Source organism: Brachybacterium endophyticum, assembly GCF_003130585.1.
Lineage (GTDB): Bacteria > Actinomycetota > Actinomycetes > Actinomycetales > Dermabacteraceae > Brachybacterium > Brachybacterium endophyticum.
Genome location: NZ_QFKX01000001.1, coordinates 294,939 through 311,720, shown reverse-complemented (window position 1 = coordinate 311,720; position 16,782 = coordinate 294,939). Strand labels below are relative to the sequence as shown.

Below are 16,782 nucleotides of genomic sequence, written 5' to 3'. Positions count from 1 at the left end.
GGATCTACCGTGAACGTCGAAGTCCGCTGCCGCTGCCGTTCCCGAGCGGAGCACCCCAGCTCCCGGCCCGATCCCTGGAGGCCCCCGCGCCGATGTCCACGACCACCGATGCCGTCACCACGGACGACTCCGTGCTGGACCGCCCCACCTGGTCCGCCCTCACCGGGGCGCACGCCGACTTCGCGAGCGGCAACGACCTGGTCAAGCGCTACCCCGAGGACGTCTCCCCCTTCGTCGGCGTCAAGGACTGGGAGGACCCCGCGGTGTGGGACGCGATCCTGGACGTGTTCGGGCACGACGCCGTCGTCAGCGTCTCCCACTCGGACCCCGTGCTGCCCGAGAGCTGGTCCTGGGAGCATCGGGTGCCGGGCGTTCAGCTCACGCAGACCTCCGCGCTGCAGCCCGCCCCGGATGCGGAGGCCGTGCGCCTCGGCCTCGAGGACGCGCCCGAGATGCTCGCCCTGGTCGAGCGCAACCGGCCCGGCCCGTTCCTGCCGCGCACCGTCGAGATGGGTCGCTACGTGGGCATCCGCCGCGAGGGCCGGCTGGTGGCGATGGCCGGTGAGAGGCTGCGCCCCGAGGGCTGGACCGAGATCAGCGCGGTCGCCGTGGATCCCGACCATCGCCGTCAGGGCCTCGCCTCGCGCCTCGTGCTCGACGTCGCCTTCCACATCCAGCAGCGCGGCGACCGCGTCCTGCTGCACACCGGAGCCGAGAACACCGGCGCGATCGCGGCGTACGAGAAGCTCGGCTTCGCCCTGCGCCGCACGCTGATCTTCGGAGCCGTGCGGACGCCCTGACGCACCGAGCGCGAGTTGCCTCCTCACCACCACCCCTCGTACGGTCGAGAAGTGGCTCCCGACGAGCACGCAGCGGTCACGGCGCCGCTGATGGCCGGCGGAGCGCAGGAGGGAGCATCGATGAGGACACCCCGACCGATCCCGTGGCCGTTCTCGATCGCGCAGGCCGTGCTGGTCTGGGCTGCCGTGCTGATCTGTGCGCTGAACTGGCACGACAACGATGCGTCCTCCACGCCGATGATGATCATCTACCTCGCTCTGATGTTCGGCGGCATCATCCTCGGCGCGGTCGTGCACCGGCGTTTTCTCGGTCCTGGCATCCCGCGGAGTTCCCGGAGCTTCCTGATCTCCGTCCCCGGCGCGCTCCTCGCGCTCGGCCTGATGCTGAGCGTCGTGTTCTTCGGGCTGACCTTCCTGACGGCCCTCGCGGCGCTCGCATCCCTGGCGCTCGTCATCGCGGTCGTGCGCCAGGAGGACGTGGCGTTGTGGCGCAGCGCGAACGAGGCCCACGAGCGTCGCACCGCCCACGGCGCCGACGGCGCTCCGGCCGGCGACCCCCGCCCGGGACCGCCGCTGTCGTCCTACCCGTCCTGAGGCTTTCCGCTCGACTGCAGCCGTGAGCGGAGGTCTGCCGCCGATGGATTGCGCAGCACCTGCTCGCCGAGGAGCACGGTCGGCGTGAGCTCGTCGCCATCGTTGAGCTCGCGGACGCGGGCGTTCGCCTGCGCATCGCGCCACACGTTCACCCAGCTGATGCGGGGATCCCGGCCGAGGGTGAGCAGCAGACGCTCGCAATAGACGCAGCCGGGCTTCCACATCACCACCGCGTGATCCGTGGCGAGCAGATCCTTCGCCTCGTCCCAGGCCATGTGCCGCCCGCGCCGGCCCGACCACCAGCCGATCAGGAGCAGCGCCGCGAGCCCGACGACGCCGACGGCGACACCCGTCACCACGTCCTCGAGGCCGACGAGGACCGCGAGCACGATGACCGCGCAGACGGCGACCAGGAGGCTCAGTCGGGTGCGTCGGTCCACGCGCCGACCCTACCGCCGTGGCGCCGCATCCAGCTCCTGCCAGCCGCAGGGCAGGTCAACGGGTGCAGCGCCGGCCGGTGGCACCCAGGCACTCCAGTCCTCACCGACTGCACCCTCCCTGCGCTCGAAGAGACCCCGCAGCTCACGCCCTGTATCGATGATGCGATCGGCGACCTCGCGGGACGCGACCCCGCGCTCGACCAACCACTCGAGTTCGTCCTCGTCCTTCATCGCCACCTGCCAGTCCTCGGTCGCAGGATCACCCTGGGCGACCACGTCGAGCGCCCAGTCCTGCATGTCGTAGCCGAGCGGGGTGCGCCGCCACGGCGCCTCGAGGTTGCCGTACCACTGACGCGTCCAGTCGGCGCCGTCGTGCCAGCGCCAGACCGACCAGTTCTCACCGGGGCAGTGCACGCGCACCACGGTGGTGCCACGCCAGGCACCGAGCCGGTAGCTGCCGTCCCAGTCGCCCGGCGCGACCAGCCGTCCGCTCGGTCCCGATCCCGGGCCGTTGCGCCCGGCCATCCCGGAGCCCGGGACGGTCATTAGCACGATGTGGTGCCGCGTGTCCTCGAGAACCATCCCGCCGACGGCGAATCCCACCGCCGGGCCGGTCTCGACGAAGTCCCGCACGCTGCGCTGGACGACGTGCGCGCCCGGGGCATGCGGTCGAGAATCCACGGCGCCGGGTGCCGCCGGCACGGTGCCGAAGGAACGGGCGATCGAAGGATCCATGGCCCCACCGTAGGCACCGTCGGCCGCGGACCGACTCGGGTGGACGCGGACGTGGATGTGGACGTGGACGCATAGGCTCGATGTCACCTGCCCACCGAAGGAGCTCCCGTGCCCGTTCTCACGTTCGCCGAGGTGCGCGAGGCCACGCGCGTGCTCGAGGGCGTCGCCCACCGCACCCCGGTGCTGACATCGCGCACGCTCGATGAGCAGACGGGCTGCGAGATGTTCCTGAAGGCGGAGAACCTGCAGCGTGTGGGGGCCTTCAAGTTCCGTGGCGCATTCACGGCGCTGAGCGCCCTGTCGCCGGGTGTGCCCGTCGTGGCCTTCTCCTCGGGGAATCATGCGCAGGCGGTGGCCCTCGCGGCCCGCGAACAGGGGCGCCGGGCGAGCATCGTGATGCCCGAGGACTCCCCGGCATCGAAGCTCGCCGCGACCCGCGGCTACGGCGCCGAGGTGATCACCTACGACCGGTACCGGGAGGACCGCATCGCGATCGCCGAGGACCTCGCGCGGGATCAGGGCGCGGAGGTGATCCCACCCTTCGACCATCCCGCGATCATCGCCGGGCAGGGCACCGCGGCGCTCGAGCTGTTCGAGGAGGTCGGTGAGCTGGATGCTCTGCTGGTGCCCTGCGGCGGCGGGGGCCTGCTGTCCGGGAGCCTGCTCGCGGCGGGAGCCCTCTCCCCCGCCTGCCGGGTCTACGGGGTCGAGCCCTTGGCGGGCGATGACGTGCGGCGCTCGCTCGAGACGGGCGAGCCGGTGACGATCGACGTGCCGCGCACCCTCGCCGACGGCGCGCAGACCACGCGCGTGGGCACCACCCCCTTCGCGATCATCCGCGACCGCGTGAGCGGGATCCTCACCGCTGGCGACGAGCAGCTGGTCGAGGAGATGCGCTTCCTCGCCGGTCACCTGAAGACCGTGGTCGAGCCGACGGGCTGCCTGGGGCTCGCCGCCGCCCGCGACCTGGCCGGCGACCTCGTGGCGGGCATGGCCACGCGCGGCCGACGACCGCGCGTGGGCGTCATCCTGAGCGGCGGGAACGTGGACCTCGACCGGTTCGCGGCCCTGGTGGGCGGCGGGGGCTGGGGAGACAAGCCCTAGACCGGCGCTCCTGACCGAGAGCGCAGCACGGTCTCGACGGCGCGGGTCGCCTGCTGGAGGGTGTCGGCGTCGGCGCTGCGGGGGACGGTGAAGCGCACGGCCGTCTGCGCGACCTCGCGCGGGATGCCCAGGGCGGTGAGCACGTGCGAGGGCTCGTCGCTCCCTGCCGCGCACGCCGAGCCGCTCGAGGCGATCACCCCGTGCTCCTCCAGGTCCAGGAGCACCGACTCCCCGCTGGTGCCCGGGAAGCAGAAGGAGGCGTGTCCGGGCAGGCGAAGGTCGCGTTCCCTGACGGGGCGGGGGTCGGGCCCGGTGAGGGTCGTCCCCGGCCGGGCCGCGAGGACGCTCTCGATGAAGGCATCGCGCAGCGGCCGCAGACGTGCCGTGACCTGCTCACGTTCGGCCTCGGCGAGCTCGAGGGCGGTCGCGATCGCGACGGCGAAGGCGACGTTCTCGGTGCCCGAGCGCCGGCCTGCCTCCTGCCCTCCCCCGTGGATCAGGGGTTCGAGCGGGAGCACGCCGCGGATGACCGCCGCACCGATCCCCTTGGGGGCGCCGACCTTGTGCCCCGAGATCGTGAGGGCGTCCGCGCCCAGGTCGCGGAGGTCGAGCCATCCCGCGGCCTGCACCGCGTCCGTGTGCAGCAGGGCGCCGACCCGGTGCGCCTCGGCGGCGAGGGCGCGGACGTCGGAGATCGCACCGACCTCGTTGTTCGCCAGGGCCAGGGAGACCAGAGTCGTGTCCTCGCGCAGCACCTCCCGCAGGGCCTCGACCGGGACGGTCCCATCGGCCGCGACCTGGACGACGGAGACCTCGAAGCCGTGGACCCGGCGCAGATGGTCGATGCTGCCCAGAACGGCCTCGTGCTCGATCGGCGAGGTCACCAGGTGCTTGCCGCGCGGCGCGGCGAGGGCGAGCCCCTTGATGGCGAGGTTCGCGGCCTCGCTGCCGCCGCTGGTGAAGGTCACCGCGCTGCGGCGCACGCCGAGCACGGAGGCGACGCGGGCCCGGGCGTCGGCGAGTCCGGCGGCCGCGGCCTCCCCCGCGCTGTGGTGGCTCGAAGGGTTCCCGAAGACGCCCGTGAGGTACGGCCAGGCCGCCTCGAGGCACTCCCGGCGCACCGCATCGGTCGCTGCCGCATCGAGGTAGAGCATCAGGCGCCCGCCGCCACCGTCGCGTCCAGCCCCAGGTCCAGGCTGCGCACCGAATGCGTGAGGGCACCCGAGGAGATGACGTCGACACCGGTGCGGGCGATCGGGCCCACGGTCTCCAAGGTGACGGTGCCGCTGGCCTCGACGATCGCCCGGCCGTCGACAATCTGCACCCCGCGTTCGAGGTCGGCGAGGGAGAAGTTGTCGAGCATGATGACGTCGACCCCACCGGCGATCACCGGCTCGATCTGGTCGATCCGGTCGACCTCGACCTCCAGGCGCGTCATGTGCCCGAGCTTCGAACGGGCTGCGCGCACGGCCTCGGTGAGATCGAGTCCCTGGCTGCGCAGCACGGCGAGGTGGTTGTCCTTGGCCATCACGCCGTCGGACAGCGAGAAGCGATGGTTCACGCCGCCGCCGCAGCGCACCGCGTGGCGCTCGAGGGCGCGCAGGCCCGGGGTGGTCTTGCGGGTGTCGGTGATGCGGGTGCCGGTGCCCTCCACCGCGTCGACGAAGGCGCGGGTGAGGGTCGCGATGCCCGACATCCTCTGGACGAAGTTCAGGGCGATCCGCTCGGCCTGGACGAGGGCACGGGCCGGACCTTCGATCTCGGCGAGCACGGTGCCGGCCTCGAAACGGTCCCCGTCGGCCACGCGGTCGGTGACCTGGATGGCGGGGTCGGTGAGGCGGAACGCGGCCCGCGCGACATCGATCCCGGCGAGCACACCCGGCTCGCGGGCGGTGAGGCGGGCGGTGGCGCGCGCGTCCGCGGGCAGGAACACCTCGGCGGTGAGATCGCCCCAGGGGGCGTCCTCGGCGAGCGCCGTGGCGACGACGCGATCGATCTGGGCGGAGGTCAGCATGCGTGGAGCTCCTGGACGGTGCGGGCGGGAAGGGCGGGGTCGTCGAGCCGGTGATGCGCACCGGCGGATCCGGTCCGGGCCAGGGCCGCGGCGACCGTGAGGCGGGCGAGGTCCAGGAGGTTGCGGTCCTCGAGCGCGGTGAGAGTGCTCGGGGCCGGCGCCGACCAGGTGTCCAGGACGGCGGCGGCGTGCGCGAGCTGCCTGCCGGTGCGCAGCAGGCCGACGTCCTTCCACATGAGGTCCTGCAGGTCGCGGCGCGACCAGGCGACCGACGGGCGGTTAGCGCCGGTTCCGCCGGGGGCACGCCATGCGTCGGCCACGTCTCGCGCAGCCACGTCCCCCGTGAGCTCGGTTCCCATGAGCTCGGTGCCCGCGAGCTCGGTTCCCGCGGCCGCGGCTCCCGCGGCCTCGCCCGCGCGTGCCCCGAAGACCGCGCCCTCCAGCAGGGAGTTCGAGGCCAGACGGTTCGCGCCGTGGACGCCCGTGCACGCGCACTCGCCGGCGGCGAACAGGCCCGGCAGGCTCGTGCGTCCCTGCAGGTCGGTGCGGATCCCTCCCATCGCGTAGTGCGCGGCGGGGGTGACGGGGATCGGCCCGCTCGCCCAGTCCAGCCCGGACGCTCGAGTGGCCGCATCGATGGTCGGGAAGCGGCGCGCGAGGGTCGCGCTACCCAAGGCAGTCGCATCCAGGAGCACCGGGCGGCCACCCTGCTCGGCCATCGTGCGGGCGATGGCCCGGGCGACGACGTCTCGCGGGGCGAGCTCCGCGCTCGGATCGACGGCGGGCAGGAAGCGTCGGCCTCGTTCGTCGCGCAGCAGCGCGCCGTCGCCGCGCACGGCCTCGGAGATCAGGAACCCGCTGCCCGTGAGCGCCGTGGGGTGGAACTGCACGAACTCGAGATCGGCGAGCTCCGCCCCGGCGCGCCAGGCCACGGCCGCGCCGTCGCCCGTGGCGACCGCGGGGTTCGTGGTGTGGGAGAACAGCTGACCGGAGCCGCCGGTCGCGAGGACCACCACGCGGGCGTGGACCTCGAGGCGCGAGCCGTCGGCCGCGAGGAGAACGGCACCGCGCACCCGCCGCGCGTCCACGGTCCGGGAGGCCCTGTCCCGAGAGGTGGGAAGAGGCGTTCCCGCGGGAACGTCTTCGGGAGTCCCCGGGAGCGCGACCGCCGGTTCGACCAGCCCGTCCTGGACGAGAAGATCGATGAGCGCTGTGTGCTCGAGGATCTCGATGGGTGCGCGGCGGGCGGCGGTGACCAGGGAGTCCTGGATCGCACGGCCGGTGGCATCGCCGCCCGCGTGCAGGATCCGGGGCCGGGAGTGCGCACCCTCCAGGCCCTGGGCGTACGGGCTGCCCGGGCCGGCCGCGCGGTCGAAGGCGACGCCGTGCTCGATCAGCTCGCCGATGCGGTCGGGCCCCTCCTCGCAGAGCACGCGCACCGCGTCCTCGTGGCAGAGGCCCGCGCCGGCGACGTGGGTGTCGGCCGCATGCTGCGAGGACGAGTCCTGAGCGTCGAGTGCTCCCGCGATGCCGCCCTGCGCGCGAGCGGTCGCCGTCGCGTCGAGGGCCCCTTTGGACACCAGCAGCACGCGCGCCGTGCGGGAGGCGCGCAGCGCGGCGGTGAGACCGGCGATGCCGGAGCCGACGACGAGGACGTCGGTCTCCCGGGTGCCGGTCACGGTCGCGCCCCGGCGGCCTGCTTCCCGGGGGCCGGGGCCTCTGCGTCCACCGGTGCCGCCCCGGGCTTGGCGGCGAGCATCCTCTCCAGGGCGAGGCGCGCGGGCTCGGCGACGTCCTGCCCCACGGTGATGCGATTGATGACCTCGCCCTCGAGCAGCGACTCGAGCACCCACGCGAGGTATCCGGGGTGGATCCGGTACATCGTCGAGCACGGGCACACCACCGGGTCCAGGCAGAAGATGGTGTGCTGCGGGTGCTGCGCGGCGAGGCGCTGGACGAGGTTGATCTCGGTGCCGATCGCGAAGGTGGTCGGCTCCTCGGCCGCCTCGATGGCCTTCCGGATGTAGTCGGTGGAGCCGGCCTCGTCGGCCGCGTCGACCACGGGCATCGGACACTCGGGGTGGACGATCACGCGCACGTCCGGATGCTCGGCACGTGCCTGGTCGATCTGGGCCGTGGTGAAGCGTTTGTGGACCGAGCAGAAGCCGTGCCACAGCACGACCTTCGCGTCCTGCAGGGTCCGCTCGTCGTTGCCGCCCAGGGGGCGCCGCGGGTTCCACAGCGGCATCTGCTCCAGGCCGATGCCCATGGCCTTCGCGGTGTTGCGCCCCAGGTGCTGGTCGGGGAAGAAGAGGACGCGTCGGCCGCGGGCGAAGGCCCAGTCGAGCACGGTGCGGGCGTTGGAGGAGGTGCACACGATGCCGCCGTGGCGGCCGACGAAGCCCTTGAGGTCGGCGGCGGAGTTCATGTAGGTCACCGGGATGATCGGGGCGAGCCCGTCGGCGTCCGGCTCCTCGCCGTAGACCTCCATCAGCTGCTCCCAGCACTCCTCGACCTGGTCGATGTCGGCCATGTCGGCCATCGAGCAGCCGGCGGCGAGGTTCGGCAGGATCACGGCCTGCTCGGGAGCGGAGAGCAGATCGGCGGTCTCGGCCATGAAGTGGACGCCGCAGAAGACGATCGCCTCGGCGTCGCGGCGCGCCTTGGCGGCGGTGGCGAGCTGGAAGGAGTCGCCCACGTAGTCCGCGTACTGCACGACCTCGTCGCGCTGGTAGAAGTGGCCGAGGACCACCACCCGCTCCCCCAGCTGCGCCTTCGCCGCGCGGATCCGCGCATCCAGCTCCTCGCGGCTCGCCGTCCGGTACGCCTCCGGGATCTGCCCCTGGCGCGGGGAGCCGGTGGGAAGCGGATCGGCCTGGGAGGCGCCCGGCCCGTAGGTCGAGGGACCGGCGTCGACGTCCCAGGGTGCCTCGAGCAGCGTCGTGGAGCAGGTGCTGCCGCGGGCGGCGCCCGAGGAGATGTCGCGGATGGTGAGGTCGACCGATGCGGAGGTGGTCATGGAGGGCTCCGGTGGGTGCGTGGGTGCGTGGGGGCGGACGAAGGGGGACGGGACGAACAGCGCGGTGGACGCGGTGGGGGGGGTGGATAGCGCGGAGCGGTCAGAGACCGGTCAGCGGTCCGTTGTCGGCGAGCTCGATCGACTCGTCGTGTCGGAACAGGCGGGCGGGTCTGTGGCGCCCGCCCGTGCGGAACTCGCCCGTGGGGACGAGCCGGCCCGAGGCCTCGATCTGGCGTCGGAAGTTCGCGGGATCGAGGCGGCGCTGCAGCACGGCCTCGTGGACGGCGCGCAGTTCGGCGAGGGTGAAGCTCTCCCCGAGGAAGGCCGCGGCGATGCGGGAGTACTCGACCTTGTTGCGCAGTCGCCACAGCGCGTACTCGAGGATCAGGGCATGGTCGAAGGCGAGCTCGGGCAGCTCGTCGGCCACGAACCAGCGCACGTTGACCGACTCGATGCCGGCATCGGCCTCCTCGGCCCGCACGAGCGCCCAGTAGATGACCGAGACCATGCGCTCCGCGGCCGACGGGGCACGGTCGAGGCTGCCGAAGGCGTAGAGCTGCTCGAGGTAGCGCGGGGTCAGGCCCGTGGTCTCGCGCAGCGTCCGTCCTGCGGCTGCGGCCAGACCTTCGTCGGCTCCGAGAGGACCACCCGGAAGGGCCCATTTACCCTGGTGAGGTGCACGGATGCGGCGGACGAGGGGAGTCCAGAGCACGGGCAGACGCGTGGTGGGGTGGGGTCGCAGGGCGAAGATCACCGTCGAGACGGCGAGGGTGACGGGATCTGCCACGACGACCACCTCCGGTTAGAGTCACGCAGACCTTTACAGGTGAGGAGACCTTATGGTCGAGGTGACCTGAACGGGGGTGGCGTGGCGTAGAGCTGTGACCGGGGTCACTGGCGGGGTGACTCTAAGTCGCGGCATCTGCGGCGCGGTCCCGCTGCGGTACGGCCGTGGTGAGGCTGGCGCGCGGGGCCGGGGTCTGGCCGGCGGGCTCAGCTCTCGTCGTCGATGTCGGAGCAGTCGCCGCTGACGTCGACGGTCACGGTCAGCTCGGCGTAGCCCTTCGAGCGGAACTCCAGGGTCATGCCCTCGCCCGAGCTCGAGGTCGTCAGCCAGCCACCCTTCCCGCCCGTCGGGGCGGGGGCCGAGGGGAGACCATGGTCCTCGAGGGCGGAGGTCAGCGCGTCCGCGATGCGCTGATGGTCCTCCGGATCCTTGCCCAGGTAGGTGTCGCAGCGACGCGTCGGGGAGGCCCACCGGCAGCCGTTGTCACGCGGTTCGGCATCCGCTGGGGACGCCTCTGTCCGAGAGAGGTCCCCGAAGGTCCGATCGAGGGCGGAGTCCTGCGCGCGCTGGGCCATCGTTCCCCCTGGTCCGCGGTCCCGGGTGGAGCCTCTCGGAACCTGCCCGGTCGCGCCGGTCACTGCATCGCAGCGCCGACGCGGCTGGCGCTCACACGAACGCGCTGACCCCGGTCACCTTCCGCCCCACGATGAGCGACTGCATGGTGTCGGTGCCCTCGTAGGTGTGCAGCGCCTCGAGGTCGCTGCGGTGGCGCACCACCCGGTTCTCCAGCAGGATCCCGGATCCGCCCAGCAGGTCGCGCGCGTTCGAGGCGATCTCGCGGGCGGCGCGCGTGTTGTGGACCTTGGCGAGCGAGGCCTGCTCGGGGCTGATCGTGCCCGCGGCCTCGAGCTGCGCGAGACGCACGCAGTACAGCTGCATGCCGGTGAGGGTCTGCAGCATGTCCGCCAGGCGCACCTGGATGCTCTGGGACTTCGCGAGCGGGCGGCCGAACTGGATCCGGGTGCGGGCGTGCTCGAGGGCCGCCTCGTAGCAGGCGGTCGCGTGGCCGAGGGCGCCCCAGGCCACGCCCGCACGGGTCGCGAACAGGACCTTCGAGGTGTCCTTGAAGGTGCGGGCGCCGGGCAGGCGCGCATCGAGCGGGACGCGCACGCCGTCCAGGCGGATGTGCGCCTGGTGGATGGCACGCAGGGCGACCTTGCCGGTGATCACCTCGGCCTCGTACCCGGGCAGGTCCTGCTCCACGAGGAACCCGGAGACCTGCCCGTTCAGGGCCTCGTCGCCGGGGTCGTCCACGCGGGCCCAGACCACGGACAGAGTGCTGTTCGCGCCGTTGCCGATCCAGCGCTTCTGGCCGCTGATGACCCATTCCTCGCCCTCGCGACGGGCGGTGGTCTCGAGCGAGACGGAGTCGGAGCCGTGGTCGGGCTCGGTGAGGGCGAAGGCGGCGAGCTCGCGGCCGGTCGCGATCGGCTCGACCCAGCGCTCCTTCTGCGCGTCCGAGCCCAGCAGCACGATCGAGCGCAGCGCGAGCCCGCCCTGGACGCCGACCATGGTGCCCAGCGAGCCGTCGACCCGCGCGAGCTCCATGTTCACCAGTCCCGTGCCGAGCGGGCTGAGGGAGCGGTGGCCGGGCACGTCGAGGCCGTCGGTCAGCAGGTCGAGGTCGCCGAGCTTCTCGATCAGCTCGGTGGGGTACTCGGCGCGGTCCCAGGCCTCGTTGAGGCGGTCGAGGTCTTCGGCGAAGCGCCGCGCGTCCCTCCAGGCCCGCAGGTCCTCCCCCTCCACGTCCTGGAAGAGGGCGAAGTGGTCGGCCTCGGCCGGCAGCAGCTGGGCGGGGGTCGCTGCGCCCGGGTCCGGGGCGGCGACGACGGGGCCCGGCCCGATGCCGGAGGGGGTCTCCCCCGCGCGCTCGGAGCGGGCCGCGCCCGCCTCGGTGGTCGGGGCCGACGGGGTCGCGGGCTGGTCCGGCTGGTCTGTGATGGTCATCAGGCGTTCCTCTCGAGGATCAGGGCCATGCCCTGGCCGCCGCCGACGCACAGCGTGGCCAGGCCCAGCTCGCCGTCGCGCTCCTGCAGGCCGTGGATCAGGGTGGTGGTCATGCGGGCGCCGGTCTGCCCCCAGGGGTGGCCGAGGGCGATGGCGCCGCCGTGGACGTTGAGCTTGTCGTGGTCGATGCCGAGCTCGTCGGCCGAGGGGAGCACCTGGGCGGCGAAGGCCTCGTTGAGCTCGACGAGGTCGATGTCCCCGATGCTCATGCCGGCGATGTCGAGGGCGCGGCGGGTCGCCTCCACGGGACCCAGACCCATGATCTCGGGGCTGAGACCGGAGACGCCGGTGGCGACGACGCGGGCGAGCGGCTCGAGACCGAGCTCGCGGGCACGGGTGTCCGACATCAGGATCAGGGCCGCACCCCCGTCGTTCAGGGGACAGCAGTTGCCGGCGGTGATGGTGCCGTCCGGGCGGAAGACCGGGTCGAGCTCGGAGACCGACTCGAGGGTGACGCCGGCGCGCGGGGAGTCGTCGGCGCTGACCACGGTGCCGTCGGGCAGGGTGACGGGGGTGATGTCGCGCTCGAAGAAGCCGGACGCGATCGCGGCCTCGGCACGGTTCTGCGAGCGCACGGCGTACTCGTCCTGCGCCTGCCGGGAGACGCCGCGCAGCTCGGCGACGTTCTCGGCCGTCTGGCCCATCAGGATGTAGGGGTCGGGCAGCTCGCCGTCCTCGCGCGGGTCGTGCCAGGGAGCAGGGATCTCCCGGCTGGCGCGTCGGTCAGTGCGCTCCCAGGCGCTGCGGAACAGCGGGTCGCGATCGTCCTCCTCCATGAGCTTGCCGCTGCTCATGGAGATCGACTCGACGCCCGCGGAGATCACCGTGTGGGCCTCGCCGGCGCGGATGGCGTGGAAAGCGGCCCGGGTGGTCTGGATGCTCGAGGCGCAGAATCGGGTGACGGTCGCCCCGGGCACGGAGTCCAGGCCCATCCGGACCGCGACCGTGCGGGCGAGGTTTCCGCCCTGGTAGCCCTCGGGGATCGCGCAGCCCAACTGCAGGTCGTCGACGGTGGTCGGATCCAGCTGCGGCACCTGGTCGAGAGCGGCGCCGACCATCTGGCCGGCGAGGTCGTCGGGGCGCATCGAGACCAGTGATCCCTTGCGGGCACGGCCGATGGGCGAGCGGGCAGCGGCGACGATGACGGCCTCGGGCACGGGATCTCCTTCGATATCGGCGAACGCTGGTGCGGACACGACATCGACGTCCATGGCATCGACGGAGCGGACATCGACGGAGCCGGGCGACCACGACCAACTTTTCCGATACTAAGGGTCCTACATACTTTCTGGGAAGTCGAGGACCCGGGGCGGGGCAGCTGAGCCGATGCAGGGCGTCGGGAGCTACGCCGGGGACGGTCCGGGGGCTCGGGCCTTGGGGCCTCGCGGCGCTGGGCTCGGGCCGCGAAGGGACTAATAGCGCATCATCTGCCATATATGGCACAGCGTGCGCTATTAGTCCCACGCAGGCCCATCCACCGCCCGGCCGGCCTCGCGTCCGGTGCATTCCCCACGGCACAACCCCTGCCCCGCTCCAGGTCACCTCCCCAGGGTCACCACCCCAGGGTCACCTCCCCAGGCCACCACCCCAGGTCACCGCCCCAACGTCACCGACTCCCTGGTCAGGGCTCGGCAGCGCTCGGAGAGCGTGATGCCCAGGCCCGGCCGGTCGGGGACGAGCATGCGTCCGCCCTCGGTCTGCAGGCGCTCCTCGAACAGCGGGTCCAACCAGTCGAAGTGCTCGACCCAGGGCTCGCGGGGATAGGCCGCCGCGAGGTGCAGGTGGATCTCCATCGCGAAGTGCGGGGCGAGCTGCAGCCCTGCGTGGTCGGCGAGCGTCGCGAGCCGCAGGAACTGTGTGATGCCACCGACCCGGGGCGCGTCGGGCTGGATGATGTCGCAGGCACGCGCGTCGATCAGCCGCACGTGCTCGGCGACGGAGGAGAGCATCTCGCCGGTGGCGATCGGGGTGTCCAGGGTCTCGGTGAGCCGGCGGTGGCCCTCGACGTCGTACGCGTCGACGGGCTCCTCGATCCAGATCAGGTCGAACTGCTCGAGCCATCGGCCCATCCGCAGCGCGGTGGTGCGGTCCCACTGCTGGTTGGCGTCGACCATGAGCGGCGTGTCCGGGCCGATGGTCTCCCGCACCGCGCTCACCCGTGCCCGGTCGACGGAGGAGTCGGGATGGCCGACCTTGATCTTGATCCCGCCGATGCCGGCCTCGAGGGAGCGCGCGGCGTTCTCCCGCACCTCCTCGAGCGGGGCGTTCAGGAACCCGCCGGAGGTGTTGTAGGTGCGGACCGAGTCGCGATGGGCGCCCAGCAGTCCGGCGAGCGGCAGGGAGGCCCGCTTGGCCTTCATGTCCCACAGGGCGACGTCGAGGGCGGCGAGCGCCTGGGTGGCCAGACCGGAACGGCCGACGGACGCCCCGGCCCACAGCAGACGCTCGTACAGGCGCGGGATCGCCGAGGGGTCCTCCCCGATCAACAGCTCGGCGACCTCCTTGGCGTGGGCGTACTGGGCCGGACCTCCGGCCCGCTTGGAGTAGGAGAACCCGATGCCCTCGAGGCCCTGCTCGCTGCGGACCTCGGCGAACAGCAGCACCACCTCGGTCATCGGCTGCTGGCGTCCCGTGAGCACCTTGGCGTCGCTGATCGCGGTGGGCAGCGGCAGCACGACGCTCGAGAGGGTCACCGAGCGGATACGGTCCGATCCCCCGCCCGCGCCCGCCGTCGCGGGCGCCGTCGCGTTCGCCCCTCCGGGTGCGGGTGCGGTCGCTGCCGGCGTGGTTCCGTTCATCGTTCCTCCATCGCGGTCGTCCCGCCGTCCTGCACGGGTGCTTGTTCCTGATCGCGCACCAGAGCGGGGCGCTTGGCGTCGAAGGTCCAGCCGGGGACCAGGTACTGCATCCCCACGGCGTCGTCGCGTCCCCCTCCCCCGGCGATCCGATCCCGGAACAGGGCGTGCGCGGCCTCGAGGCGCTCGCGGTCGATCTCGACGCCCAGGCCCGGGACGGCCGGGTCCACCCGGATCTCGCCGCCTCTGATCTGCGGGGGCGCCGTAGTGAGCTGCTCGACGCCTTCCTGCCAGATCCAGTGGGTGTCCAGCGCGTTGTAGGCGCCGGGGGCGGCGGCACCGCAGTGGGCGACCATCGCGAGAGAGACGTCGAAGTGGTTGTTGGAGTGGCATCCCCAGGTCAGCCCCATGTCGTGGCACAGCTGGGCCACCCGGACCGAGCCCTCCATGGTCCAGAAGTGGGGGTCGGCGAGCGGGATCGACACCGACTGCAGGGCGAGCGAATGGGTCATCTCCCGCCAGTTGGTGGCCACCATGTTGGTCGCGGTCGGCAGTCCTGTGGCCCGGCGGAACTCCGCGAGCACCTCACGGGAGGAGAACCCGCCTTCGGCCCCGCAGGGGTCCTCGGCGTAGGCGAGCAGTCCCTGGGCGTCGCGGCACAGCCCGATCGCCTCGTCGAGCGACCACGCGCCGTTGGGGTCCAGGGTGATGCGGGCGTCCGGGAAGCGATCCTTCAGCGCGCGGATCGCCTCCATCTCCTCGGCGCCGGCCAGCACACCGCCCTTGAGCTTGAAGTCCTCGAAGCCGTAGCGCTGGTAGGCCGCCTCGCCCAGGCGGACGATCGCCTCGGGGGTGAGCGCCTCCTCGTGGCGCAGCCGGTGCCAGTCATCCTCGGCCTCGGGCTCACGCAGGTAGTCGAGATCGGTGCGGTCCGGGTCCCCCACGTAGAAGAGGTACCCGAGTATCTTCACGGACTCGCGTTGCTGCCCTTCGCCGAGCAGGGCGGCGACGGGCAGTCCCACCCACTTCCCCATCAGGTCGAGCATCGCCGCCTCGATCGCCGTGACGGCGTGCACGGTGGTGCGCTGGTCGAAGGTCTGCGCGCCGCGGCCGCCCTCGTCGCGGTCGCCGAACTCCTCCCGGACACGGCGCAGCACGTTGCGACGGTCGGCGATGCTCGCACCCTCGACCGTCCGACGAGCGTCCTCGAGGGTGCGGGTGATCTTCTCCCCGCCGGGCACCTCGCCCACCCCGGTCTCGCCGCGCGAGTCGGTGAGCAGCACGATGTTCCTCGTGAACAGCGGGCCGTGCGCTCCGGAGAGGTTGAGCTCCATGCAGTCGCGCCCGGCGACGGGGAAGACCTCCATCCGCGCGATGGTGGGGGCGCTCGGGGCCGCGCTCCCCGCAGTTCCTCCCTCGCCGCTCACCGCGGTGCTCGGGTCGGCGTTCGGTGCGGTGCTCGGGTCGGCGCTCATGCGGAGATCCGTCGGCCGGCGAGCTTCTCGAAGTACGTGGCCAGCGCGGAGTGGTCATCTCGCGCGTGGCCGTCCACCGAGATGGCGGTCATCATCTCGCGCACCGCGGCGGTCAGCGGCAGCGCGGCGCCGTTCTCGTGCCCGGTGGCCAGGGTGTTCTCGAGATCCTTGATGTGCAGGTCGATGCGGAAACCGGGGGCGAAGTCGCCGGAGAGCATCTTGGGACCCTTCTGCTCCATCACCTTGGAGCCGGCGAGCCCTCCGCGGATCGCGTCCAGGACCGCTTCAGGCTCGACCCCGGCGGCGCGGGCGAGCACCGCGGCCTCCCCCAGGACGGCGATGTTCACCGCGACGATGGCCTGGTTCGCGAGCTTGGCGATGTTGCCGGCGCCGATCGGGCCGACGTGCGTCACCGAGGCGCCCATGACCTCGAGGAGCTCGCGCGCCCTCTCGAGGTCCGCCGCCTCCCCGCCGACCATGAAGGCCAGGCTGCCGTCGATCGCGCCCGGTTCCCCGCCGGAGACGGGGGCGTCGAGCATCGCGACGCCGCGCTCGGAGAGTGCGTCGTGCAGCCGGCGGCTGACGTCCGGGGCGATCGAGCTCATGTCCACCAGGAGCGTTCCCTCGGTGGCACCCTCGAGGACTCCGTCCTCGCCGAGCACGACGGCCTCGACGTCCGGGCCGTCGGGGAGCATCGTCAGCACGATGTCGGCCCGTTCGGCGACCTCCCGCGGCGTCGCGGCGGTCCCGGCGCCGTCGCCGGCGAGGTCCTCCATCGCCTGCGCGGAGCGGTTGTGGACGACCAACTCGTGGCCCGCCGCCAGCAGGTTCTTGGCCATGGGGCGTCCCATGATGCCCAGTCCGATGAATCCGATCGTCATCTCCGGTCCTTCCTTCCTGTCCGTCCCGGGCGTTTCCCGGGCCGGATCGCGCATCGTCTGTCGTGCGTCGT

16 protein-coding genes are annotated in these 16,782 nt (G+C 72.5%); 3 read left to right on the top strand and 13 right to left on the bottom strand.

All coding sequences use genetic code 11. The features are described 5' to 3' along the window. The first annotated feature begins 92 nt into the window (after positions 1-92). Complete coding sequence (locus DEO23_RS01365) at positions 93-800, top strand: GNAT family N-acetyltransferase (RefSeq protein ID WP_109274211.1); 708 nt, start codon at positions 93-95, stop codon at positions 798-800. 120 nt (positions 801-920) lie between these two features. Continuing rightward, entirely contained in the window at positions 921-1,394 is a 474-nt protein-coding gene (locus DEO23_RS01360; RefSeq protein WP_133249816.1) for a hypothetical protein, read from the top strand. Here the strand turns inward: DEO23_RS01360 and DEO23_RS01355 are convergent. Both DEO23_RS01355 and DEO23_RS01350 read right to left on the bottom strand, forming a co-directional pair. After that, positions 1,382-1,834, bottom strand: coding sequence for a thioredoxin domain-containing protein (locus DEO23_RS01355; RefSeq protein ID WP_109274209.1), 453 nt, complete (start codon positions 1,832-1,834; stop codon positions 1,382-1,384). The genes DEO23_RS01360 and DEO23_RS01355 overlap by 13 nt on opposite strands. Before the next feature lie 9 nt (positions 1,835-1,843). Further along, the gene (locus tag DEO23_RS01350; RefSeq protein ID WP_109274208.1) at positions 1,844-2,569 is read right to left on the bottom strand and encodes a ribonuclease FAU-1 family protein; all 726 of its coding nucleotides are present in this window, start codon (positions 2,567-2,569) and stop codon (positions 1,844-1,846) included. 108 nt (positions 2,570-2,677) lie between these two features. On the opposite strand from DEO23_RS01350, the gene DEO23_RS01345 reads away from it, so the two are divergent. Continuing rightward, positions 2,678-3,673, top strand: a complete 996-nt coding sequence (locus tag DEO23_RS01345) for a pyridoxal-phosphate dependent enzyme (protein ID WP_109274207.1) — start codon at positions 2,678-2,680, stop codon at positions 3,671-3,673. On the opposite strand, the gene DEO23_RS01340 is transcribed toward DEO23_RS01345, so the two are convergent. The 11 genes from DEO23_RS01340 to garR all read right to left on the bottom strand — a co-directional run bounded on the left by DEO23_RS01340 (position 3,670) and on the right by garR (position 16,765). Further along, a complete protein-coding gene (locus DEO23_RS01340; RefSeq protein ID WP_109274206.1) occupies positions 3,670-4,827 on the bottom strand; it encodes a cysteine desulfurase family protein in 1,158 nt (385 codons plus the stop codon). The two genes, DEO23_RS01345 and DEO23_RS01340, sit on opposite strands and share 4 nt — an antisense overlap. Beyond that, complete coding sequence (gene nadC / locus DEO23_RS01335; RefSeq protein ID WP_109274205.1) at positions 4,827-5,687, bottom strand: carboxylating nicotinate-nucleotide diphosphorylase; 861 nt, start codon at positions 5,685-5,687, stop codon at positions 4,827-4,829. Before nadC ends, DEO23_RS01340 begins: the two co-directional genes overlap by 1 nt. Next, on the bottom strand, positions 5,681-7,366 hold the full coding sequence (gene nadB / locus DEO23_RS01330) for an L-aspartate oxidase (protein WP_109274204.1): 1,686 nt from the start codon (positions 7,364-7,366) through the stop codon (positions 5,681-5,683). The genes nadC and nadB overlap by 7 nt, the downstream gene beginning before the upstream one ends. Next, positions 7,363-8,706, bottom strand: coding sequence for a quinolinate synthase NadA (gene nadA, locus DEO23_RS01325; RefSeq protein ID WP_109274203.1), 1,344 nt, complete (start codon positions 8,704-8,706; stop codon positions 7,363-7,365). The genes nadB and nadA overlap by 4 nt, the downstream gene beginning before the upstream one ends. A gap of 100 nt (positions 8,707-8,806) precedes the next feature. After that, positions 8,807-9,493 (bottom strand): NUDIX hydrolase, encoded by a 687-nt coding sequence (locus DEO23_RS01320; protein WP_109274782.1) that lies wholly within the window; start codon positions 9,491-9,493, stop codon positions 8,807-8,809. Between the two features lie 206 nt (positions 9,494-9,699). Beyond that, positions 9,700-10,068: a hypothetical protein gene (locus DEO23_RS01315; protein WP_109274202.1), complete on the bottom strand. Its 369-nt coding sequence runs from the start codon at positions 10,066-10,068 to the stop codon at positions 9,700-9,702. Between the two features lie 91 nt (positions 10,069-10,159). After that, positions 10,160-11,500, bottom strand: coding sequence for an acyl-CoA dehydrogenase family protein (locus DEO23_RS01310; RefSeq protein WP_109274201.1), 1,341 nt, complete (start codon positions 11,498-11,500; stop codon positions 10,160-10,162). Then, a complete protein-coding gene (locus tag DEO23_RS01305; protein WP_109274200.1) occupies positions 11,500-12,717 on the bottom strand; it encodes an acetyl-CoA C-acetyltransferase in 1,218 nt (405 codons plus the stop codon). The genes DEO23_RS01310 and DEO23_RS01305 overlap by 1 nt, the downstream gene beginning before the upstream one ends. 435 nt (positions 12,718-13,152) lie before the next feature. Beyond that, entirely contained in the window at positions 13,153-14,358 is a 1,206-nt protein-coding gene (locus tag DEO23_RS01300) for an L-talarate/galactarate dehydratase (protein ID WP_109274199.1), read from the bottom strand. Next, complete coding sequence (locus DEO23_RS01295; RefSeq protein ID WP_109274781.1) at positions 14,355-15,722, bottom strand: enolase C-terminal domain-like protein; 1,368 nt, start codon at positions 15,720-15,722, stop codon at positions 14,355-14,357. The genes DEO23_RS01300 and DEO23_RS01295 overlap by 4 nt, the downstream gene beginning before the upstream one ends. A 104-nt stretch (positions 15,723-15,826) precedes the next feature. Continuing rightward, on the bottom strand, positions 15,827-16,765 hold the full coding sequence (gene garR / locus DEO23_RS01290) for a 2-hydroxy-3-oxopropionate reductase (protein ID WP_109274198.1): 939 nt from the start codon (positions 16,763-16,765) through the stop codon (positions 15,827-15,829). Between the last annotated feature and the right edge of the window lie 17 nt (positions 16,766-16,782).